Origin of the sequence: uncultured Mycobacterium sp., from assembly GCF_964249325.1 — a bacterium.
GTDB lineage: Bacteria > Actinomycetota > Actinomycetes > Mycobacteriales > Mycobacteriaceae > Mycobacterium.
In genome coordinates this window covers 1-20,873 of sequence record NZ_CAXUCH010000015.1, presented here as the reverse complement: position 1 = coordinate 20,873, position 20,873 = coordinate 1, and the positions used below count along the sequence as shown (strand labels likewise).

At 64.5% G+C, this 20,873-nt stretch carries 18 protein-coding genes and 1 pseudogene; 15 read left to right on the top strand and 4 right to left on the bottom strand.

The features are described from left to right. Nucleotides 1-7 precede the first annotated feature (7 nt). The 7 genes and pseudogenes from ACFE99_RS03875 (at nucleotide 8) to ACFE99_RS03845 (ending at nucleotide 6,400) form a co-directional block, all read left to right on the top strand. Complete coding sequence (locus tag ACFE99_RS03875; RefSeq protein WP_375482591.1) at nucleotides 8-556, top strand: GNAT family N-acetyltransferase; 549 nt, start codon at nucleotides 8-10, stop codon at nucleotides 554-556. Nucleotides 557-603: 47 nt separating this feature from the next. Continuing rightward, complete coding sequence (locus tag ACFE99_RS03870) at nucleotides 604-846, top strand: type II toxin-antitoxin system Phd/YefM family antitoxin (RefSeq protein ID WP_375482589.1); 243 nt, start codon at nucleotides 604-606, stop codon at nucleotides 844-846. Further along, nucleotides 843-1,166: pseudogene (locus ACFE99_RS03865) on the top strand (PIN domain-containing protein); the annotation flags it as partial. The gene ACFE99_RS03870 and the pseudogene ACFE99_RS03865, both read left to right, overlap by 4 nt. 307 nt (nucleotides 1,167-1,473) lie before the next feature. Next, nucleotides 1,474-2,877, top strand: a complete 1,404-nt coding sequence (locus tag ACFE99_RS03860; RefSeq protein ID WP_375482587.1) for a nitrate/nitrite transporter — start codon at nucleotides 1,474-1,476, stop codon at nucleotides 2,875-2,877. A 213-nt stretch (nucleotides 2,878-3,090) separates the two neighbouring features. Beyond that, nucleotides 3,091-4,491 (top strand): nitrate/nitrite transporter, encoded by a 1,401-nt coding sequence (locus tag ACFE99_RS03855; RefSeq protein WP_375482585.1) that lies wholly within the window; start codon nucleotides 3,091-3,093, stop codon nucleotides 4,489-4,491. A gap of 77 nt (nucleotides 4,492-4,568) precedes the next feature. Beyond that, nucleotides 4,569-5,714, top strand: a complete 1,146-nt coding sequence (locus tag ACFE99_RS03850) for a uroporphyrinogen-III synthase (protein WP_375482583.1) — start codon at nucleotides 4,569-4,571, stop codon at nucleotides 5,712-5,714. Continuing rightward, a complete protein-coding gene (locus tag ACFE99_RS03845; RefSeq protein WP_375482581.1) occupies nucleotides 5,711-6,400 on the top strand; it encodes a sirohydrochlorin chelatase in 690 nt (229 codons plus the stop codon). The genes ACFE99_RS03850 and ACFE99_RS03845 overlap by 4 nt, the downstream gene beginning before the upstream one ends. Before the next feature lie 5 nt (nucleotides 6,401-6,405). On the opposite strand, the gene nirD is transcribed toward ACFE99_RS03845, so the two are convergent. Together nirD and nirB are read right to left on the bottom strand one after the other, a co-directional pair. Beyond that, nucleotides 6,406-6,774 carry a nitrite reductase small subunit NirD gene (nirD, locus tag ACFE99_RS03840; RefSeq protein ID WP_375482579.1) on the bottom strand — a complete coding sequence of 123 codons (369 nt, stop codon included), beginning with the start codon at nucleotides 6,772-6,774 and terminating at the stop codon, nucleotides 6,406-6,408. Between the two features lie 21 nt (nucleotides 6,775-6,795). Further along, the gene (nirB, locus tag ACFE99_RS03835; RefSeq protein WP_375482577.1) at nucleotides 6,796-9,384 is read right to left on the bottom strand and encodes a nitrite reductase large subunit NirB; all 2,589 of its coding nucleotides are present in this window, start codon (nucleotides 9,382-9,384) and stop codon (nucleotides 6,796-6,798) included. 306 nt (nucleotides 9,385-9,690) lie between these two features. On the opposite strand from nirB, the gene ACFE99_RS03830 reads away from it, so the two are divergent. From ACFE99_RS03830 to ACFE99_RS03810, 5 genes are all read left to right on the top strand, one after another. Then, nucleotides 9,691-9,987 (top strand): hypothetical protein, encoded by a 297-nt coding sequence (locus ACFE99_RS03830; RefSeq protein ID WP_375482575.1) that lies wholly within the window; start codon nucleotides 9,691-9,693, stop codon nucleotides 9,985-9,987. Between the two features lie 73 nt (nucleotides 9,988-10,060). After that, nucleotides 10,061-10,882 carry a hypothetical protein gene (locus tag ACFE99_RS03825; RefSeq protein ID WP_375482573.1) on the top strand — a complete coding sequence of 274 codons (822 nt, stop codon included), beginning with the start codon at nucleotides 10,061-10,063 and terminating at the stop codon, nucleotides 10,880-10,882. A gap of 34 nt (nucleotides 10,883-10,916) precedes the next feature. After that, on the top strand, nucleotides 10,917-12,833 hold the full coding sequence (locus tag ACFE99_RS03820) for a fumarate reductase/succinate dehydrogenase flavoprotein subunit (protein WP_375482571.1): 1,917 nt from the start codon (nucleotides 10,917-10,919) through the stop codon (nucleotides 12,831-12,833). Then, nucleotides 12,833-13,579 (top strand): succinate dehydrogenase/fumarate reductase iron-sulfur subunit, encoded by a 747-nt coding sequence (locus ACFE99_RS03815; protein WP_375482569.1) that lies wholly within the window; start codon nucleotides 12,833-12,835, stop codon nucleotides 13,577-13,579. The genes ACFE99_RS03820 and ACFE99_RS03815 overlap by 1 nt, the downstream gene beginning before the upstream one ends. A gap of 89 nt (nucleotides 13,580-13,668) precedes the next feature. Continuing rightward, nucleotides 13,669-13,830 carry a hypothetical protein gene (locus ACFE99_RS03810; protein WP_375482567.1) on the top strand — a complete coding sequence of 54 codons (162 nt, stop codon included), beginning with the start codon at nucleotides 13,669-13,671 and terminating at the stop codon, nucleotides 13,828-13,830. A gap of 104 nt (nucleotides 13,831-13,934) precedes the next feature. Here ACFE99_RS03810 and ACFE99_RS03805 read toward each other — a convergent pair whose 3' ends face one another. Further along, nucleotides 13,935-14,939 carry an isopenicillin N synthase family dioxygenase gene (locus ACFE99_RS03805; RefSeq protein WP_375482617.1) on the bottom strand — a complete coding sequence of 335 codons (1,005 nt, stop codon included), beginning with the start codon at nucleotides 14,937-14,939 and terminating at the stop codon, nucleotides 13,935-13,937. A gap of 211 nt (nucleotides 14,940-15,150) precedes the next feature. Here ACFE99_RS03805 and ACFE99_RS03800 point away from each other — a divergent pair, with 211 nt between their 5' ends. Then, nucleotides 15,151-16,986 carry an acyl-CoA dehydrogenase gene (locus tag ACFE99_RS03800; RefSeq protein ID WP_375482565.1) on the top strand — a complete coding sequence of 612 codons (1,836 nt, stop codon included), beginning with the start codon at nucleotides 15,151-15,153 and terminating at the stop codon, nucleotides 16,984-16,986. A gap of 326 nt (nucleotides 16,987-17,312) precedes the next feature. On the opposite strand, the gene ACFE99_RS03795 is transcribed toward ACFE99_RS03800, so the two are convergent. Continuing rightward, complete coding sequence (locus ACFE99_RS03795) at nucleotides 17,313-18,617, bottom strand: acetyl-CoA C-acetyltransferase (RefSeq protein ID WP_375482563.1); 1,305 nt, start codon at nucleotides 18,615-18,617, stop codon at nucleotides 17,313-17,315. A 194-nt stretch (nucleotides 18,618-18,811) separates the two neighbouring features. On the opposite strand from ACFE99_RS03795, the gene ACFE99_RS03790 reads away from it, so the two are divergent. Together ACFE99_RS03790 and ACFE99_RS03785 are read left to right on the top strand one after the other, a co-directional pair. Then, nucleotides 18,812-20,176 (top strand): 3-oxoacyl-ACP reductase, encoded by a 1,365-nt coding sequence (locus ACFE99_RS03790; protein WP_375482561.1) that lies wholly within the window; start codon nucleotides 18,812-18,814, stop codon nucleotides 20,174-20,176. 61 nt (nucleotides 20,177-20,237) lie between these two features. Continuing rightward, nucleotides 20,238-20,873, top strand: a 636-nt coding sequence (locus ACFE99_RS03785) for a MaoC/PaaZ C-terminal domain-containing protein (RefSeq protein ID WP_375482558.1), incomplete at its 3' end; no start/stop codon positions are given.

The following is a 20,873-nucleotide window of genomic DNA, read 5'->3' as shown; positions in this document are numbered from 1 at the left end:
GGGCAGTGTGCGCACCCGGGTCCACACTGCCCGCCTGGTTCACACCGCCGACCTGGACACGGAGACCTACCACAGCGCCCGCCACATGGTCAGCGCGGCGTTCGGGGGTGAATTCGACGACACCGACTGGGAGCACGCGCTGGGCGGTATGCATGCCCTGATCTGGCATCGTGGCGCGATCGTCGCGCACGCTGCCGTCGTGCAGCGTCGGCTGCTCTACCGGGGCGCCGCACTGCGCTGCGGTTACGTCGAAGGGGTCGCGGTGCGCGAAGATTGGCGCGGCCAGGGGTTGGCGATCGCGTTGCTGGACGCGGCCGAGCAGGTGATGCGCGGCGCCTACCAGATCGGTGCCATCAAGGCCTCGTCGGACCGGGGCAAGCAGATGTTCACGTTGCGCGGGTGGCTGCACTGGCAGGGGCCCACCTCAGTACTGGCCCCGACCGGGCCGACCCGCACGCCCCAGGCAGACGGCGCGGTGTTCGTGTTGCCGATCGGCATCACCATGGACACCTCAGCGGGCTTGATGTGCGATTGGCGCGACGGCCAGGTGTGGTAGTGCCGGGGCCGCAACTGATATGGGAAATTTGTGCTACGCTGTCGCACATGAAAGTCGGTGTCCGCGAACTGCGGAATCGCACCACTCACGTGATCGATGCGGTCAAGGCTGGCCAGCAGGTGACGCTTACGGTGCACGGCGAACCGGTCGCCGACATCGTCCCGCATCGACGCCGCGTCCGTTGGCTGTCGGGAGACTTTCTCCGGGCCGAGCTCGCCGAGCGCGCGGCTGACGCGCATCTGGCCGACGAACTCGATGAGCTTGTCGGTCAAACCCTCGACAACCTGTGACCGAGGTTCAGGCCGAAGTCGGACTGCTGGACACGTCGGTCTTCATCGCGCGTGAATCCGGCCGCGTCATCGCGAAACTGCCTGCACGGGTGGCACTCTCAGTCATCACGATCGGTGAACTGCAACTGGGTGTGCTCAACGCGCCTGATCCGGTTACCCGCTCACGACGCGCGGACACACTCACTTTGGCGCGTGCGGCAGATCCCATCCCGATCAGTGAGGCAGTAATGGTTGCGTGGGCCCGGCTGATGGTGGACTGCCGAACAGCCCGCGTGCATGGGGCGGTGAAGCTGACCGACGCTCTCATGGCGGCAACCGCGATCGAGCACCAACTTCCCGTCGTCACACTGGATTCGGACTTCGACCAGATTGCGCGTGCGTGTCCCGCCCTCTCCGTGATAAAAGTGTGAACCGAAGAATGGCGCAGCCGGGAGCTTTCGGTCGATGTTGGCGCGCGCACACAGGACGCCGCTTGGCCATGGTCCTGACGGCCCCTGGTTGCGAAGCTCATGTGCCTGGGCACTGCGCGGCACGTCACATGTGTCGCCTTCCCTCTTGTGATTTGAAATTCACGCCAGGGTCACGGCAGAGAGCATTGGGGCAACACAGCATTTTTAGCGTGGCCACATGCCACGTTCACATCTGATAACCGACTGGGATCCCGAGGACAGAGTGGCCTGGGAGGCCGGCAACAAGAAAATCGCTCGTCGCAACCTGATCTGGTCGGTGGTAGCCGAGCATCTGGGCTTCTCGATCTGGTCGATCTGGTCGGTGATGGTGTTATTCATGCCACAGGCGGTCTACGGTTTCTCCGCCGCTGACAAGTTTCTTTTGGGCGCCACAGCCACCCTGGTGGGAGCATGCCTGCGCATCCCCTACACCTTGGCTACCGCGACGTTCGGCGGCCGCAACTGGACGACATTTTCGGCGTTCGCACTGCTGATACCGACGCTTGGGACGCTGTGGCTGCTGGCCCACCCGGGTCTGCCGCTGTGGATGTATCTGGTGTGCGCGGCGCTTGCCGGGTTCGGCGGCGGCAATTTCGCATCGTCGATGACCAACATCAACGCCTTCTACCCGCAGCGGCTCAAGGGCTGGGCACTTGGTATCAACGCTGGCGGCGGCAACATCGGGGTGCCGATGATCCAGCTGGTCGGCCTGCTGGTGATAGCCGTAGCCGGCAACCGCTCGCCCTACTGGGTATGTGCGGTTTACCTGGTGTTGCTAGCCGTCGCCGGTATCGGTGCGGCCGTATTCATGGACAACCTTCAGCAGCACAAGATCGACGTGACGGCCATGCGCGACATCCTGTCCGAGCGCGACACCTGGGTCATCGCGATGCTCTACATCGGCACCTTCGGTTCTTTCATCGGCTTCTCGTTCGCGTTCGGTCAGATCCTGCAAATCAACTTCATCGCCGGCGGCCAAACCGCTGCCCAGGCCGCACTGCACTCTGCGCAGATCGCGTTCATCGGCCCGCTGCTGGGATCCATCGCACGGGTGTACGGCGGCCGGCTCGCCGACCGCATTGGCGGCGGCCGTATCACGTTAGTCACCTTCTCCGGAATGATCTTGGCGGCCAGCCTTCTTATCGCCGTCAGCACGATCGATGATCATCGGGCCGGCCCGGCGACGGCCACCACGATGGTTGGCTATGTCGTCGGCTTCGTCGCGCTATTTGTGTTGTCCGGCATCGGAAATGGCTCGGTGTACAAGATGATTCCGTCGATCTTCGAGGCGCGCAGTCGCTCCGTGGCCCTCAGCGAGCACGAACGCCAGCATTGGTCGCGGGCGATGTCGGGAGCGTTGATCGGGTTAGCGGGCGCCATCGGCGCACTCGGCGGCGTCGGAATCAATCTGGCGCTGCGACAGTCGTATCTGTCCAGCGGCTCGGCTACGGTAGCGTTCTGGGTGTTCGTATTCTGCTACATCGGTGCGGCAACGCTCACGTGGTTCCGGTACGTGCGCCGGCCCGTGCTGACCGGCCTGCCGCACCTGGTGCGAGACGAGTTGGCCCCCGCATCCACATAGTGCCCATCGCTGAATTGCGGTGTGCCAGCAGCCGAACCTAGCGTTCGATGGGGTATGCGCCACTGGGAGTCGGCAGGATCACTGCCGATTCCCAGCTTTCACACTGTCACCGTCCAGGCGCTGACCGTAGATTCGCGCCTCGGTCCCCGTCGGCAGCGCCGCGGTAACAACGCGTTCGTACCGCGACCGCGACATCGTTAAGGAGGAGAATTAATGGGCCGTTCGCATCGCATTTCGGATTGGAATCCGGAAGACACGGCGGCCTGGCAAGCGGGTAATAACGCGATCGCCCGTCGCAATCTGATCTGCACGGTGATCTGCGACCACGTTGCCTTCTCGGTCTGGTCATTGTGGTCGGTGATGGTGCTGTTCATGCCACAAGACGTTTACGGATTCTCCGCGGCCGACAAGTTCGTGCTGGCCGCCGTCGCCACATTCGTCGGCGGCTGTGTGCGTATCCCGTACACGTTGGGCATTGCGAAGTTCGGTGGCCGAAACTGGACTACGCTTTCGGCGCTGGTGCTGCTGATCCCGACAATCGGCACCATCGTCCTGCTGGCCAACCCCGGCTTGCCGCTGTGGCTGTACGTGGCGTGTGCGGCGCTGACCGGGTTGGGTGGCGGCAATTATTCCGCGTCGCTGGCCAACGTCAATGCGTTCTATCCGCAGCGACTCAAGGGCTGGGCGCTGGCCGTCAACGCTGGCGGTGGCAACCTGGGCGTGGCGGTGGTCCAGCTGGTCGGGCTGCTGGTCCTGGCGCTGGCCGGCAACCGGCAGCCGTACTGGGTGTGCGCATTCTATTTGGTGCTGTTGGCAATTGCCGGTTTCGGGGCGGCGCTGTTTATGGACAACCTGGACCACGCCATCGAGGCCGGCAACTTGAAGGCGATCCTGTTCGTCCGCCACACCTGGGTGATTTCGCTGCTCTACATCGGCACCTTCGGGTCGTTCATCGGGTTCTCGTTCGCGTTCGGCCGGGTGCTCTACATCGATTTCATGGACAGCGGGCAGACTGCTGCTCAGGCGTCGCTACATGTCGCCCAGATCGCCTTTGTCGGCCCGCTGCTGGGATCCTTGTCGCGGATCTACGGCGGTCGGCTCGCCGACCGCATCGGCGGTAGCCGCGTCACGCTGGCCGTGTTTATCGGCATGATCCTGGCGGCAGGGCTTTTGGTCGCGGTCAGTGCGTACGCCGAGGCCCCTCGCCACGCTACGAGCGGGATAGCGATGGTCGGCTACGTTGCCGGCTTTGTCGCCCTCTTCGTACTGTCCGGCATCGGCAATGGGTCGGTGTTCAAGATGATTCCGTCGATCTTCGAGGCACGCAGCCGCGAGTTGAACGTCAGCGAGGCCGAACGTCGCCATTGGTCGCGAGCCATGTCTGGAGCGCTGATCGGGTTCGCCGGGGCGGTCGGCGCCCTCGGCGGCGTCGCGATCAACCTGGCACTGCGGCAGTCCTACGTGAACACCGGAGAAGAAACGTCGGCGTTTTGGATGTTCTTGGCGTTCTACGTCCTAGCTTCACTGCTGACCTGGCTGATGTATGTGCGCCGGCCGGTCTCGACTCCGCGCATGGCGGGTTCAGAAGCGAAGTTGACGCCGGCGCGGGTGTGACTCACGCCGCAGGCCGGGCAACGCTTCGGCAATTGCGCGGTAACGCCGTCGAAATCTACGGGGAATACATACTTCATATGGGTCAGCCAGCCGCGGCGCCGCTCACCGGCTACCGGGTCGCGGTGACGTCAGCGCGACGTGCGGAGGAACTGTGCGCGTTACTGACCCGCCACGGCGCCACGGTCTGCAGCGCCGCCGCGATCACCATGGTGCCTCTGCCCGAAGATGACGAATTGCACCGCCACACCTGGGCTTTGATCGCGAAACCACCAGATATCCTCATCGCGACGACCGGAATCGGGTTTCGCGGCTGGATCGCCGCCGCCGACGGCTGGGGGCTGGCAAACCAGCTGATCGAGGCGCTATCCACCGCTAAGATCGTTGCCCGCGGGCCCAAGGCGACCGGTGCGCTGCGCGCGGCCGGCTTGCGTGAGGCGTGGTCGCCGGAATCCGAATCGTCCCGCGAGGTACTGCGTTATCTGCTCGAATCCGGTGTCGCGGGTCGGTGTATCGCGCTTCAACTGCACGGCGCCACCGATGACTGGGACCCATTCCCGGAATTCGCCGACGAATTGTGCCGCGCCGGTGCCGAAGTCGTGCCCATCCGGGTCTACCGGTGGCGACCCGCGCCGCGGGGTGGCGAATTCGACCAGCTGGTCACCCAGATCGCCCAACGACAGGTCGACGCGGTCAGCTTCACCTCGGCACCCGCTGCCGCTGCCACGTTGATGCGGGCCGACGAATTAGGGCTTCACGACCAGATAATGGATGCGCTGCGCACCGATGTGCGGGCGATGTGTGTGGGACCGGTTACCGCGCAGCCGTTGGCGCGTTTGGGTATTCCGACATCGTCGCCCGAGCGGATGCGGTTGGGCGCGTTGGCTCGCCATATCGCAGATGAGCTGCCGTTGCTGCGTTCCCGCACGGTGCGGGCGGCTGGTCACGTGATCGAGATCCGCGGCACCTGCGTCGTGGTCGACGGTGTGGTCCGGTCGCTGTCGCGGGCCGGAATGGCGATACTGCGCGTGCTGGCGCAACGCCCTGGTGCCGTCGTTTCCCGCAGCGATCTGCTTCGCGCACTCCCGGGCAACGGCACGGACACCCACGCGGTCGACACGGCGGTGCTGCGGCTGCGAGTTGCGTTGGGAGACAAGGGCATCGTCGTGACGGTGGTCAAGCGCGGCTATCGGTTGGCGATCGACGAGCAGACAGGGGTGGCATGAAGCTCCTGCTGGTCGCGCACGGGACTCGCCGACCGAGTGGCATCGCCATGATCGGCGACCTCGCCGACCAGGTCAGCCGTTTACTGGACCGCAGGGTGCACGTCGCGTTCGTCGACGTACTAGGGCCCACGCCCACCGAGGTGCTCTGCAGCATGGCGCCGGCCGACGCGCCGGTGATCGTGGTGCCGGCCTTCCTGTCCCGCGGATACCACGTCCGCACCGATCTGCCCGCCCACGTGGCGACCAGCGGACACCCGCACGTCATTGTCACCCCGACGCTGGGGCCAAGCCCGCACACTGTGCGGCTACTCGGCGAGCAACTGCGCAAAGCCGGCTGGCATCCGGGTGATTCGGTAATCCTGGCCGCGGCCGGCACATCGGATCCTGCAGCCCATACCGACCTGCACACCACAGCGACGCTGCTCTCGGCGCTGACGGGATCGCGGGTGGAGTTGGCGCTTGCGGCCATCGGTGATCCCAGCGTGGCCGATGCGGTCGCCAAGGCTCGGCACCGGTCATCACGGCCGGTCGTGGTGGCCTCGTATCTCTTGGCAGACGGCTTGTTTCAGCAGCAGTTGCGAAACTGCGGCGCGGACATCGTTACCGATCCACTGGGTAACCACCCGCGGCTGGCGCGGCTGATTGCCAACCACTTTCAGCGGGCCCGCAGACCGCTGGCGGTGTAACGGGCCTAGCGGCCGATCTCCACCATTCCGTTGACCAGCCGGGTGTGATACACCGGCACTGCCACCGCCGGATCGTCGAAGCAGCATCCGTCGTCAAGGGCGAATGCCTGCTTGCCGATGGGTGATTGGACCATGGGCCGTCCGGCTCGGTCCCCGACTAGGCCACGCGACATCACCGCGGCTCCGGTGAACGGGTCGATGTTCCCGATGGCGTGCAAGGATCCATCATCCAGGCGGAACAGCGCTGCCTGAGAGCCGTCGGCGAGCAGCACGCCTACACCGCGGTTGGGGACCAGATAGTCGTATGAGCAAGCCGCTGTCCAGGTTTCGACGTAGACGGACAGCAGTTCGTTGGTGTCGTCAAGCAGCGTCATGACATCTCCTTACTTCGGCGTTCATGCCCGCACTCGCGGCATACCAATCAGCACCGGATCAGCCTGTACGTCGTTGGGCGGCGCCGGTCTCTTGCGTCCGTTGTATTCGGTGAACGTCACAGTGGGGTCAGGGGTGTCGGGCGCGTTAACGAAGGAAACGAACCGAGAGAGCTTGTCCGGGTCCTCCAGCACCCCTTTCCATTCGCACTTGTAGTTCGCGACGTGGCGTGCGATCGCGGCCTCGAATTCCTCGGCCAGTCCGAGGGAGTCATTACACACCACGTCGCGCACATGATCTAGTCCGCCCTCGAGCGATTCCATCCACGGCGCGGTGCGCTGCAGCCGGTCGGCGGTGCGGATGTAGAATATCAGAAAGCGGTCGATGTAACGGATCAGCGTCGCTTCGTCGAGGTCGCCGGCCAGCAGCTGCGCGTGCTTGGGGGTAAATCCGCCGTTGCCGCCGACGTAGAGGTTCCAGCCCTTTTCGGTGGCGATGACGCCGACGTCCTTGCTTCGCGCTTCGGCACACTCGCGGGCACACCCGGAAACACCCATCTTGATTTTGTGCGGTGCGCGCAGCCCGCGATAACGCAGCTCCAAGTCGATAGCCAGCTGCACAGAATCCTGTTGCCCGTAGCGGCACCAGTCGGTGCCCACACAGCTCTTCACGGTGCGCAGGGCCTTGCCGTAGGCGTGGCCCGATTCCATCCCAGCGTCGACTAGCCGCTTCCAGATCGCCGGGAGCTGGTCGACCCGCGCACCGAACATGTCGATCCGCTGTCCGCCGGTGATCTTGGTGTACAGCCCGAATTCCTGGGCGATCTGGCCGATCAAAATCAGATGCTCTGGCTTGATGTCGCCGCCGGGCACCCGGGGCACCACCGAGTAGCTGCCGTTCTTTTGGATGTTGGCAAGGAAGTGGTCGTTGGAGTCCTGCAGGGACGCCTGCTCGCCGTCGAGGATGTGCTCCGAGCCGGTGGAGGCCAGGATCGAGGCGACGGCGGGTTTGCAGATGTCGCAACCCTTTCCGGTGCCGAAGCGCTCCAGCAGGCCGGAAAATGTGCGGATCCCGGTGGCCATGATGATCTCGAACAGCTCTCGGCGTGATTGGCCGAAGTGTTCGCACAGCGCTTTTGACTGCTGTACTCCTTCGGCTTCCAACAGCTGCTTGAGCATCGGCACGCACGAACCGCATGAGGTGCCAGCCGAAGTACACGACTTCAGCGCTGGCACGTCAGCGCAACCGTTGGCGATGGCGGCTGTCAGATCACCCTTGGTGACGTTGTTACAGGAGCAGATCTGCGCGGACTCCGGCAGCGATCCAACCCCCAAAACTCCTGTGCTGCGGCCACTTTGGGCAGGAGCGATGAGCGTCAGCGGATCGCCAGGCAGCTCGGAGCCGACCATGGGGCGCAGTACGCCGTAGTTGGAGGCGTCGCCTACCAGGATGCCGCCGAGCAGCGTCTTGGCGTCGTCGGAGAGCACCAGCTTGGCGTAGGTTTGGTTCACCGCGTCGTTGACCACGACCTCTAAACAGTTCGGCGTAGTGCCCATCGCGTCGCCGAAGCTGGCCACGTCCACACCGAGCAGTTTGAGCTTGGTGGACATGTCGGCTTCGGGAAACTCCGCCGCGCCGCCCAGTAGATGATCCACCACCACCTCGGCGCTGGTGTATCCAGGACCGACCAAGCTGTAGCAACGGCCTTCGATCGCCGCGACCTCGCCGACCGCATAGATATCGGGATCGCTTGTCCGGCAGCATAAATCGGTGAGCACACCGCCGCGGTCAGCGATAGCGAGGCCAGCCGCCGCGGCCAGGTCGTCGCGCGGGCGAACACCGGCGGCGAAGATCACTACGCCGGCGTCGATGGTCTCTCCGTCGGAGAGTCGGACCCGTACCGACTCCGAACCGTCCGGGTGACTAACGGATTCGATGCACTCGGTCTTCACCTCGAGGTGCACCGCAATCCCGAGCTCGGTGATCATCCGGGACAGCAGCGCGCCGCCGGCCTCGTCGACCTGCTGGGCCATCAGTCTCGGCATCATCTCGACGATGTGGGTGTGCAGGCCGAACTGGCGCAACGCGTTGGCCGCCTCCAATCCCAGCAAGCCTCCGCCGATGACCACGCCGGCGGTCGTGTGCCCCGCATGCAGCGTGCGCTGGGCGTCGGCTCGGATGGCGTCGAGGTCGTCGAGGGTGCGGTAGACGTGGCAGGGCGGCAGGTCATGTCCGGGCACCGGCGGGACGAAAGGGTAGGAGCCGGTGGCCAACACCAGTGCGTCGTAGCCATACCGTTGGCCGTCGGCGGTCAGCACGGACTTGGCGGCACGGTCAATTTCGACGACGCGGCTGCGCAGCAGCAACCGCACGTTGTCGTCGCCGGCGTAGTCGTTGCCCGGCAGCGCGAGCAGGCCGCGCTCCCAGTGCTCGGTGTAGCCGGTCAGCCCGACCCGGTCGTAGGCAGCGTCGGCCTCCTCTGCCAGCACGGTGATTCGCCAGTGCCTGTCGGTGTCGCGCGCCCGCAGCGCCTCGACGAGGCGATGGCCCACCATGCCATGGCCGATAACGACGACGTCACGGGTCGCCGTCCGGTGTGCCGCTGCCGCCATGGCCCCGAGGCTAGGAACGCGATATTGCCGCAATGTTTCGCTTCGTGTCACACAGCCATGACGGAGTCCTCACATCGCTGTGCGCAGCCGGTGACACCGTTCTACACAGGTGAATGCGCAGGTAGGGGTTGAGCGTTATCGGCTCATGTCGACGTTTGGCGGGCCAGGGGACGTCGGCCGAGATCAATCACATAGACGGAGACGCGCCGGGGAGGCGGGGTCTACGCGTACGTCGCAGCCACCGTGTGCGCTAGATAGTATTGGGGTCGTACTGTGATCCGTGACACGCCAGCCGAGGGAGATTCGTTGTCCAGCACTACTGAACTGGCCGAACTTCACGACCTCATCGGTGGTCTACGGCGGTGCGTGACGTCGTTGAAGTGCCGTTACGGTGACACACCGGCGATGCGGCGCATCGTCATCGACGCGGACCGGATTCTCGCTGACATCGAGTTACTCGATATCGACGCCGGTGAGCTGGATTTGGCGCGGGCCAGCGTGGCCGACTCGGGAGAGAAAATCGCGATCCCCGATACCGACTACAACGCCGAGTTCTGGCGCGACGTCGACGACGAGGGCGTCGGCGGCCACAGCCGGGCCTGACGGACCCCCGCGATAGCGGGTGCGCTCTTCTTCAGTACGCTCCGACGAGGCAACCAGAAGAGGATCACACCAGATGAGCGCACCTACGGCGAACCGTCCTGCGACCGGCGTCTTCTCACCTGCCCGGGCACAGCTAGATCAGCGCACATTACGCACCGACCGGTGGTGGTTGCCACCGCTGGTGACCGACCTTGGTCTGGCGGCATTCATCGTCTACGCGACCGTACGCGCGTTTTGGGGCAACAGCTACTGGGTCGAGCAGTACCACTATCTGACGCCCTTCTATTCGCCGTGCATCAGCGCGTCCTGCGTGCCAGGGTCCAGCCATCTTGGGGTCTGGTTCGGACACTTCCCATGGTGGCTTCCGTTGGGGGCCTTTATATTACCGTTTTTGCTTGCCTTCCGGATCACCTGTTATTACTACCGCAAGGCCTATTACCGCGCGGTGTGGCAGTCGCCCACGAGCTGTGCGATTCCCGAACCGCGCGCGCACTACACCGGTGAGACCCGGCTCCCGCTGATCATCCAGAACAGCCACCGGTACTTCTTCTATGCCGCGTTTTTGCTCGCTGCCCTCAACACCTATGACGCAATCGTGGCTTTCCACTCCCCGTCCGGTTTCGGATTCGGTTTGGGCAACGTCATTTTGCTGGTGAACGTTCTGCTGTTGTGGGCCTACACGTTGGGCTGTCATTCGTGCCGGCACGCGACCGGCGGGCGGCTCAAGCACTTTTCCGGGCATCCGGTCCGCTACTGGCTGTGGACCCAGGTCAGCAAGTTGAACGCGCGGCACATGCAATTCGCGTGGATCACGCTTGGCACGCTCGCGCTGACCGACTTCTACATCATGCTGGTGTCCAGCGGAGCCATATCGGACCTGAGATTCATTGGCTGACAAGCATTATCGCCGATTAGTTTAGCGAGGTTTCATGGTTGAGGTCGAACGGCACTCCTACGACGTTGTCGTGATCGGTGCCGGCGGCGCGGGGTTGCGCGCGGTGATCGAGGCGCGGGAACGCGGTCTGACGGTCGCGGTGGTGTGTAAGTCGTTGTTCGGTAAGGCGCACACGGTGATGGCCGAGGGCGGTGCCGCCGCAGCGATGGGTAACGCCAACCCGAAAGACAATTGGAAAACGCACTTCGGCGACACCATGCGGGGGGGCAAGTTCCTGAACAACTGGCGGATGGCCGAGTTGCACGCCAAGGAAGCACCGGACCGAATCTGGGAGCTGGAGACCTACGGGGCGCTGTTCGACCGCACCAAAGACGGCCGGATCAGCCAACGCAACTTCGGCGGACACACCTATGCCCGGCTAGCCCACGTCGGTGACCGTACCGGACTGGAGCTGATCCGCACGCTGCAGCAGAAGATCGTGTCGCTGCAGCAGGAGGACTACGCCGAACTCGGTGACTACGATGCGCGGATCAAAGTATTCGCCGAGTGCACGATTACCGAGCTGCTCAAAGACGGTGACCGAATCGCCGGGGCTTTCGGATACTGGCGCGAGACCGGCCGGTTCCTGTTGTTCGAAGCCCCGGCGGTGGTGCTGGCCACCGGCGGGATCGGCAAGTCGTTCAAGGTGACGTCGAACTCCTGGGAGTACACCGGCGACGGGCACGCGTTGGCGCTGCGGGCCGGCGCGTCGCTGATCAACATGGAGTTCGTCCAATTCCACCCGACCGGCATGGTGTGGCCGCCCAGCGTCAAGGGGATTCTGGTCACCGAAGGTGTGCGCGGTGACGGCGGCGTGCTGAAGAACGCCGATGGCAAGCGGTTCATGTTCGACTACATTCCGCCGGTGTTCAAGGGCCAGTACGCCGAGACGGAGCAGGAGGCCGACCAGTGGCTCAAGGACAACGACTCGGCACGTCGCACCCCTGACCTGCTGCCCCGTGACGAGGTCGCGCGCGCGATCAACTCCGAAGTCAAGGCCGGCCGCGGCACGCCCCACGGCGGGGTCTACCTCGACATCGCCTCTCGGCTGACGCCCGCGGAGATCAAGCGGCGGCTGCCGTCGATGTATCACCAATTCATGGAGCTGGCCGGGGTCGACATCACCAAGGAACCGATGGAAGTCGGGCCGACCTGTCACTACGTGATGGGCGGCGTCGAGGTCGACCCGGACACCGGGGCGGCCACGGTCCCCGGGCTGTTCGCCGCCGGGGAATGCTCCGGCGGTATGCACGGCTCCAACCGGTTAGGCGGCAATTCGCTGTCGGACCTTCTGGTGTTCGGCCGGCGTGCGGGGCTCGGCGCCGCCGACTATGTCCGGGCGCTGAAAAGTCGACCGGCGATCGCCGAGGACGCCGTGGAGGCCGCCGCCAAGCTGGCGCTATCACCGTTCGAAGGACCCAAAAACGGCTCGCCTGCGCAGAACCCATACAAACTGCAGATCGACCTGCAGGACACGATGAACGAGTTGGTCGGCATCATCCGCAAGGCCGACGAGATCGCCCAAGCGCTAAGCCGATTGGAGGAGCTGCGAGCCCGGTTCGCCAACCTGCAAGTCGAGGGGCATCGCCAGTACAACCCGGGCTGGCATCTGGCCATCGACCTGCGCAACATGCTGTTGGTCAGCGAATGCGTGGCCAAAGCCGCGCTGGAACGCACGGAAAGCCGCGGCGGGCACACCCGCGACGACCATCCCGCCATGGACTCCAGATGGCGCAAAGTACTGCTGGTGTGCCGCGCGCAAGACGGCGAGGGTAGCCTGCCCGGCATCGACATCAGCCGCGAAGAGCAGCTCCCGATGCGGCCCGACTTGCTGGAGCTCTTCGAGCTCTCCGAACTGGAGAAGTACTACACCGACGAAGAGCTGGCCGAGCATCCAGGACGGAGAAGCTAATGACGTATAACGCGAGCATGCGGGTCTGGCGCGGGGACGACACCAGCGGCGCGCTGCAGGACTTCACCGTCGAGGTCAACGAGGGTGAGGTGGTGCTCGACGTCATCCACCGTCTGCAACAAACCCAGACACCCGACCTCGCCGTTCGCTGGAACTGTAAAGCGGGCAAGTGCGGATCGTGTTCGGCGGAGATCAACGGCCGACCGCGGCTGATGTGTATGACGCGGATGTCGACGTTCGCCGAAGACGAGGTCGTCACCGTCACACCGCTGCGGACGTTCCCGGTAATCCGCGACCTGGTCACCGACGTGTCGTTCAACTACGAAAAAGCCCGGGAAATCCCGTCTTTCACACCGCCCAAGGAATTGCAGCCCGGCGAATACCGGATGGCGCAAGTCGACGTGCAACGCTCGCAGGAATTCCGTAAGTGCATCGAATGCTTCCTGTGCCAAAACGTCTGCCACGTGATCCGCGACCACGAGGAGAACAAGAAGGCATTCGCCGGCCCGCGCTACCTGATGCGGATCGCAGAACTGGAAATGCATCCGCTGGACACCCTGGACCGGCGCAGCCAGGCGCAGGAAGAGCATGGCCTCGGGTACTGCAACATCACCAAGTGCTGCACCGAGGTCTGCCCAGAGAGCATCAAGATCACCGACAATGCGCTGATTCCGATGAAGGAGCGTGTGATCGACCGCAGATACGATCCAGTGGTGTGGCTGGGCAACAAGCTCTTCCGGCGTTAGGCGTCGCCCGAGGCCGACAGCTTTTAGCGCACGATTGATCCGGGTATTCCATACGGCAGCCCAACGGAACGACCGGAAAGGCAGCTTCTATGGCTATCCGTGAACCAGCCAGCATCAACGACCTTCGCACCGCGATCCGGGAGCTGTCGGTTCGCGCCGATCTCGCGCACAAAGAGGGCCGACACGACGACGCCGCTGAGATCGAGCAACGCATCCAGGGCTACCGCGAAGAGCTCAGCCAACGCCCGTAACCGTCCGCATGTCCGGCGCCCAGGCGGCGGAAACCAGATCGGCGCCGCGCGGCATCGGACTGGACGTTGCTGACCCGCATCACCACGCTGGTCACTGGCCGAAATCAGTTGTTCAATCGCGGCGAATAACCGTGCGCTGCTGCGACGTCCGGATGTGCCCGCAGCCTGCTCTTCCATGCGTTGCGACCATATACCGAGAAAATGGGATCTGCCGGGTCCGCGTGCAAGCGCGCCTGCGCCGCCAATTCTGGTGGGAGCTTCAGCACAGGGATCTGCGCGTCCAGCCCGGGATTGAAAAAGTAAGGCACCGAGATTCGCTCGCGCGACGGCTCACGCAGAAGCACCCGATGCTCGGTGGCCCGCAGGTAGCCGCCGGTGGCCACCTCTAGCAGCTCGCCGATATTCACGATGAAGGCCCCATCGACGGCGGGAACGTCGATCCAGCCGTCCTCGTCGTCCCTCCACCGCGGGCGCCGCACCTGGAGGCCCCGGCTGCCGGGCTCGGCCAACAGCAACGTGAGCACGCCGGCGTCACGGTGGGCTCCCACGCCTTGGGAGGTGGCGGCATGCGCGGGATAGCGCACGATTTTGATCAGCGTCGCAGCTGCGTCGGCAAAGGCAGCATCGAAAACGTCTGAGGCGCTGCCCAACGCGACGGCCCAGTGCCTTAACAGGGCGCGAGCCACCGCCGACATCGCGGCATTCCACTCCGCCATCACGGCGCGCAACTGCGGCAGCCGCGGCGGCCATTGGTTGGGGCCCTGCAGCCACAGGTACTCGGGCTGGCCGGGGCCGCCGACCGGCGCGCGCTCGGGTCCGATGTCGATCTGCTCCCGCCAGTCGACCGCACCGTGGGTCAACTCCCCACCCAGGCGCGTGTATCCACGGAAGTGCGGGCTACGGACCATCGCGATCGCGTCTTTTTCGGCCTGCGGCAGGGCAAAAAACCGACGCGCCACGTCGAGCACCTCGCCGACCAGCGGCTCCGCCACGCCGTGCCCGATCAGATAGCAGAAACCCATCTCGTGAGCGGCCTCGCGCAGCCGCGTGCGCAGCGCGTCGGGGTCGTCGCGGAGATCGACCACGGGCAGGGCTGTGGTGCTCAACACAGTAGCCACTGGTACATCATCGTTGCAGGTCAGCTAGACCGCCAGGGTCGCAATCAGGAGGATCCCAACCGGTTGGTTAGTTAGGTAGTGGAATTTAGCTCACACTCGCTTGCGTTGAAGTTACTGACGCGTTAAGTTAGCCCTGTTACTGGTGGGTAACTTAGCCCTAGTACCCAACCACACGGTGGCGTTCTCATCGAGGAGGAAGCACGTGAGCCACTACAAGAGCAATGTTCGCGACCAGGAATTCAACCTGTTCGAGGTCTTCGGTGTCGACAAGGTATTCGGTGACGGCCTCTATAGCGACCTGGACGTCGACACGGCCCGCGAGATGCTGGCGGAAATGAGCCGGCTGGCGGAGGGTCCCATTGCAGAGTCGTTCGCAGAAGGTGACCGAAACCCGCCGGTGTTCGATCCGGAAACCCACTCGGTGACGTTGCCTGAGGCGTTCAAGAAGTCGGTGCACTCGGTTCTCGAGGCCGGTTGGGACAAGGTTGGCATCGACGAAGCTCTCGGCGGCACCCCGATGCCCAAGGCGCTGGTGTGGGCGCTGCACGAGCACATCCTCGGCGCCAACCCGGCCGTATGGATGTACGGCGGCGGCGCCGGGTTCGCCAACATCCTGTACCACCTGGGTACCGAGGAGCAGAAGAAGTGGGCGGTGCTGGCCGCTGAGCGCGGCTGGGGCGCCACCATGGTGCTGACCGAGCCGGACGCCGGCTCGGATGTGGGCGCAGCGCGTACCAAGGCCATCCAGCAGGAGGACGGCTCCTGGCACATCGACGGCGTCAAGCGGTTCATCACGTCGGCTGATTCCGGCGACCTGTTCGAGAACATCTTCCACTTGGTGCTTGCCCGCCCGGAGGGCGCGCGCCCAGGTACCAAGGGGCTGTCGCTGTTTTTCGTGCCCAAGTTCCTGTTCGACCCCGAAACCGGTGAGCCCGGTGAGCGCAACGGTGTGTTCGTCACCAACGTCGAGCACAAGATGGGCCTGAAGGTTTCGGCCACCTGTGAGCTGAGCTTCGGCCAGCACGGTGTGCCGGCCAAGGGCTGGTTGGTCGGCGACGTGCACGACGGGATTGCGCAGATGTTCGAGGTCATCGAGCAGGCCCGCATGATGGTGGGCACCAAGGCAATCGCGACGCTGTCCACCGGTTACCTGAACGCCTTGGAGTACGCGAAGTCCCGCGTGCAGGGCGCGGACATGACCCAGATGACCGACAAGACCGCGCCGCGGGTGACGATCACCCACCACCCCGACGTACGCCGGTCGCTGATGACGCAGAAGGCCTACGCCGAGGGCCTGCGTGCGCTGTACACCTACGCAGCGACGTTCCAGGACGAGGCGGTGGCCGATGCGGTCCACGGCGCGGACGCCGAGCTGGCCGTCAAGGTCAACGACCTGCTGCTGCCGGTGGTGAAGGGCGTGGGCTCCGAGCAGGCCTACGCCAAGCTCACCGAGAGCCTGCAGACCCTCGGCGGGTCGGGCTTCCTGCAGGACTACCCCATCGAGCAGTACATCCGTGACTCGAAGATCGACTCGCTCTACGAGGGCACCACGGCAATTCAGGCGCAGGACTTCTTCTTCCGCAAGATTGTCCGCGACAAGGGCGTGGCGTTGGCGCACGTGGCGAGCCAGGTGGAGGAGTTCGTCAAGAACGAGAATGGCAATGGCCGGCTGAAGGCCGAGCGTGCGTTGCTGGCCACCGCGCTGGCCGATGTGCAGGCGATGGCCGCGACCCTGACCGGCTACCTGATGGCCGCGCAAGAGGACATCTCCAGCGTCTACAAGGTGGGCCTGGGTTCGGTGCGTTTCCTGATGGCTGTTGGCGACCTGCTGATCGGCTGGTTGTTGCAGCGCCAGGCTGCCGTGGCAGTCGAGGCCCTCGACGCGGGGGCCAGCGACGCTGATCGGGCCTTCTACGAGGGCAAGATTGCGGTGGCGTCGTTCTTCGCGAAGAACTTCCTGCCGCTGTTGACCAGCACCCGTCAGGTGATCGAGGCGATCGACAACGACCTGATGGAGCTCGAGGAAGCCGCCTTCTAAACCACCCGACACACGCATAGATCCCCCGTTTCACCACGAAACGGGGGATTTTGTGTTTGCTGAGGCCGCTATGACGCCGAATCGGCGGTGCTGCGGAGGGTGAACGGCGACATGTCAGAAGGCCGCCGCTGGATCCCCTCAGTCCAGCGGCGGCCGTTCCCGAACGACCCTGTGTCCGGGGCTCAACGGTCATCAGGGCCGAGTCAGGGATGCCCCGCGTTGCCATCGGGTCGGGGGGTCGGACGACAACACGGAGCTATCCACCTATTCGTTTACCCAAACGCAAGCGTTACTACACTTCCCAACGGAATTCAGCGTTCGGCGGTTCAAGCTTCCAGGATGGCGGCTACGCCCTGCCCGCCAGCCGCGCAGATCGAAATCAGCGCGCGCAGCGGCTTGCCGGCGCTTCCCTTCTGCTCAGCCTTCTTCTGGGCCAGCAGTTTCGCTGTCTGCGCGAGGATGCGCCCACCGGTGGCCGCGAATGGGTGCCCGGCGGCAATAGACGAGCCGTTGACGTTGAGCTTGGAGCGATCAATGGGCCCCGGCGCGGCGTCTAAGCCCAGCCGCTGCTTGCAATACTCCTCGGACTCCAAGGCTTGCAAGTGCGCCAGCACCACCGATGCGAACGCCTCGTGGATCTCGTAGAAGTCGAAGTCCTGCAAGCTCAATCCGTTGCGCGCCAGCAGCCGGGGAATGGCATAGGTGGGCGCCATCAGCAGCCCGTCGTTACCGCTGACGTAGTCCGCGGCCGCGGTTTCGGCATCGATGAAGTAGGCCAGCGGCGTCAGGGAGTGCTGATTCGCCCAGTCCTCACTGGCCAACAGCGCGACTGAGGCGCCGTCGGTGAGCGGTGTGGAGTTGCCCGCCGTCATCGTCGCGTCACCGGCTTTCACTCCGAACACCGGCTTGAGTTTGGCCAGCTTCTCCAACGACGCGTCCGGGCGAAGGTTGTCGTCGCGGTAAAGCCCCAAAAACGGACTCACCAGATCGTCGAAAAAGCCACTGTCGTACGCGGCGGCCATGTTTCGGTGGCTTGCGGCGGCGAGTTCGTCTTGGTCGACCCGCTTAATCCCCATCTGCTTGGTGGTGATGGCTTGATGCTCGCCCATCGACAACCCGGTGCGGGGTTCGGCGTTCACCGGGATTTCGACGCCGAGAGTCGCGGGCAACGTTCCCACCAGCCTGAGCCGCTCGAGGTTGGACTTGGAGCGGCGCAGCTTGAGCAGTGTGCGACGCAGGTTGTCCCCCAAGCCGATCGGGGGATCGGAAGTGGTGTCGACACCGCCCGCGGCGGCCACCTCGTAGCGGCCGGCGGCGATGCCGTCGGCCGCTACGATTGCGGCCTGCAGTCCGGTGCCGCACGCCTGCTGCATGTCGAAGGCCGGGGTATGCGGCGAAAGCGCTGATCCCAGTACACATTCGCGCATCAGGTTGAAGTCGCGGCTGTGCTTGAGCACCGCGCCGCCGATGACCGCGCCGAGTTGTTCACCGGCGAGGTTGAAACGCTCCACCAGTCCGCTCAGCGCGGCGGTGAACATGTCCTGGTTGGACGCGTCGGCGTACGCGCCGTCGGACCGTGCGAACGGGATGCGATTGCCACCCAACACGGCGACACGTCGCCGGGACTGCATACTTTTGTCGGCAGGCTGGGTACTCGCCTGAGAACTTGTCGAATCACTTGCTGGGGCCACGTTTGTCTCCGTGTTGTCGATTTGGAATAGGTCCGCCGATGAGGGCCATACTACCCACTGTTCTTACTCTGGAGTAAGTTCGTCGCTGGTACGGTGTTCGATCCAAGGCACGTCCTCACACGGAAGGCAGCTTCGTGGCACCTAAGCTCTCATCCGATCTATTCTCGCAGGTCGTCAACTCCGGTCCTGGGTCGTTTCTGGCCAAGCAGCTCGGTATTCCGCAGCCTCCAGCGCTGCGTCGCTACCGGGTGGGTGATCCGCCGCTGGAGGGCTCCCTGCTGATCGGCGGTGAAGGCCGGGTGGTGGAGCCGCTCCGGACGGCGTTAGACCGAGACTACGAGGTGGTGGCCGCTAACCTCGGCGGCCGGTGGGCCGACTCGTTCGGCGGGCTGGTCTTCGACGCCACCGGGATCACCGAACCGACCGGTTTGAAGGGGCTGCATCAGTTCTTCACCCCGCTGTTGCGCAACCTGGGCGCCTGCGGCCGCGTCGTCGTCGTCGGCACCGCCCCGGAGGCCGCCGGCAGTACCAACGAGCGGATCGCGCAGCGTGCGCTGGAGGGTTTCACCCGCTCACTGGGTAAGGAGCTCCGGCACGGGGCGACCGTCCAGCTGGTCTACGTCTCGCCGGAAGCCAAACCGGCGGTGACCGGTTTGGAGTCGACAATGCGCTTCATCCTCTCGGCCAAATCGGCATACGTTGACGGCCAGGTGTTTTACGTCGGAGCCGCCGACTCCACACCACCGGCCGATTGGGACCGTCCACTGGACGGCAAGGTCGCGGTAGTGACCGGTGCAGCCCGCGGCATCGGGGCGACGATCGCCGAAGTGTTCGCCCGCGATGGCGCGCGCGTGGTCGCCCTCGACGTGGAAGCCGCCGCCGAGGCGCTTGCCGAGACCGCGAGCCGGGTCGGGGGGACCGCGCTGACCCTCGATGTCACTGCCGCCGATGCCGTCGACCAGATCACGCAGCATTTGCGCGACTATCACAACGGTCACGCCGAGATTCTGGTCAACAACGCAGGTATCACCCGCGACAAACTGCTGGCCAACATGGACGATGCCCGCTGGGACGCGGTGCTGGCCGTGAACCTGCTTGCGCCACTTCGTCTCACCGAAGGGCTGGTCGGTAACGGCTCTATCGGCGAGGGCGGCCGGGTGATCGGGTTGTCGTCGATGGCCGGTATCGCGGGCAACCGAGGGCAGACCAATTACGCCACCACCAAGGCCGGCATGATTGGCATCACCCAGGCGTTGGCACCCGGGCTCGCCGAGAAGGGCATCACGATCAACGCCGTCGCGCCGGGGTTCATCGAAACGCAGATGACCGCAGCCATTCCGTTGGCCACCCGCGAGGTGGGCCGCCGGCTGAATTCGCTGCTACAGGGTGGCCAGCCGGTGGACGTCGCCGAAACCATCGCTTATTTCGCCAATCCGGCGTCGAATGCGGTGACGGGCAACGTCATTCGCGTGTGCGGCCAGGCAATGTTGGGCGCTTGAGTCCAGCGACGATGACCGTCGGAACGAGCCGAGGAGGAGCCGAACAAGTGGATGAGCCACAATGACGCAACCAAGTGGACTCAAGAACATGTTGCGAGCGGCGGCCGGGGCATTGCCGCTGGTCCCCCGCGACGACCGGCTGCCCGACCGGACGATCAGCGTCGACGACCTGCGGATCGATCGCACCCATGTGGCCGCCTACGCTGCGGTCACCGGATTGCGCTACGGCGATACCGTGCCGCTGACCTACCCCTTCGCGTTGGCCTTTCCGACGTTGATGTCGCTGGTGACCGCATTCGACTTTCCTTTTGCCGCAATAGGAGCCATTCACACCGAAAACCACATCACCCAATACCGGCCGATTACGGTGACCGATACCGTCGCCATCAAGGTCCACGCGGAGAATCTGCGCGAACACCGCAAGGGCCTTCTGGTCGACCTGGTGACCGACATCAGCGTCGGCAACGACAAGGCGTGGCACCAGGTCACGACCTTCCTGCATCAGCAGCGCACCAGCCTGTCTGACGAACCCAAGCCACCGCCGCAGAAGCAGCCGAAGCTGCCCCCGCCCAGCGCGGTGCTGCGAATCACTCCCGGACAGATTCGCCGCTATGCGGCAGTCGGGGGCGACCATAATCCGATCCACACCAACCCGATCGCGGCCAAGCTGTTCGGCTTCCCTACCGTGATTGCACAC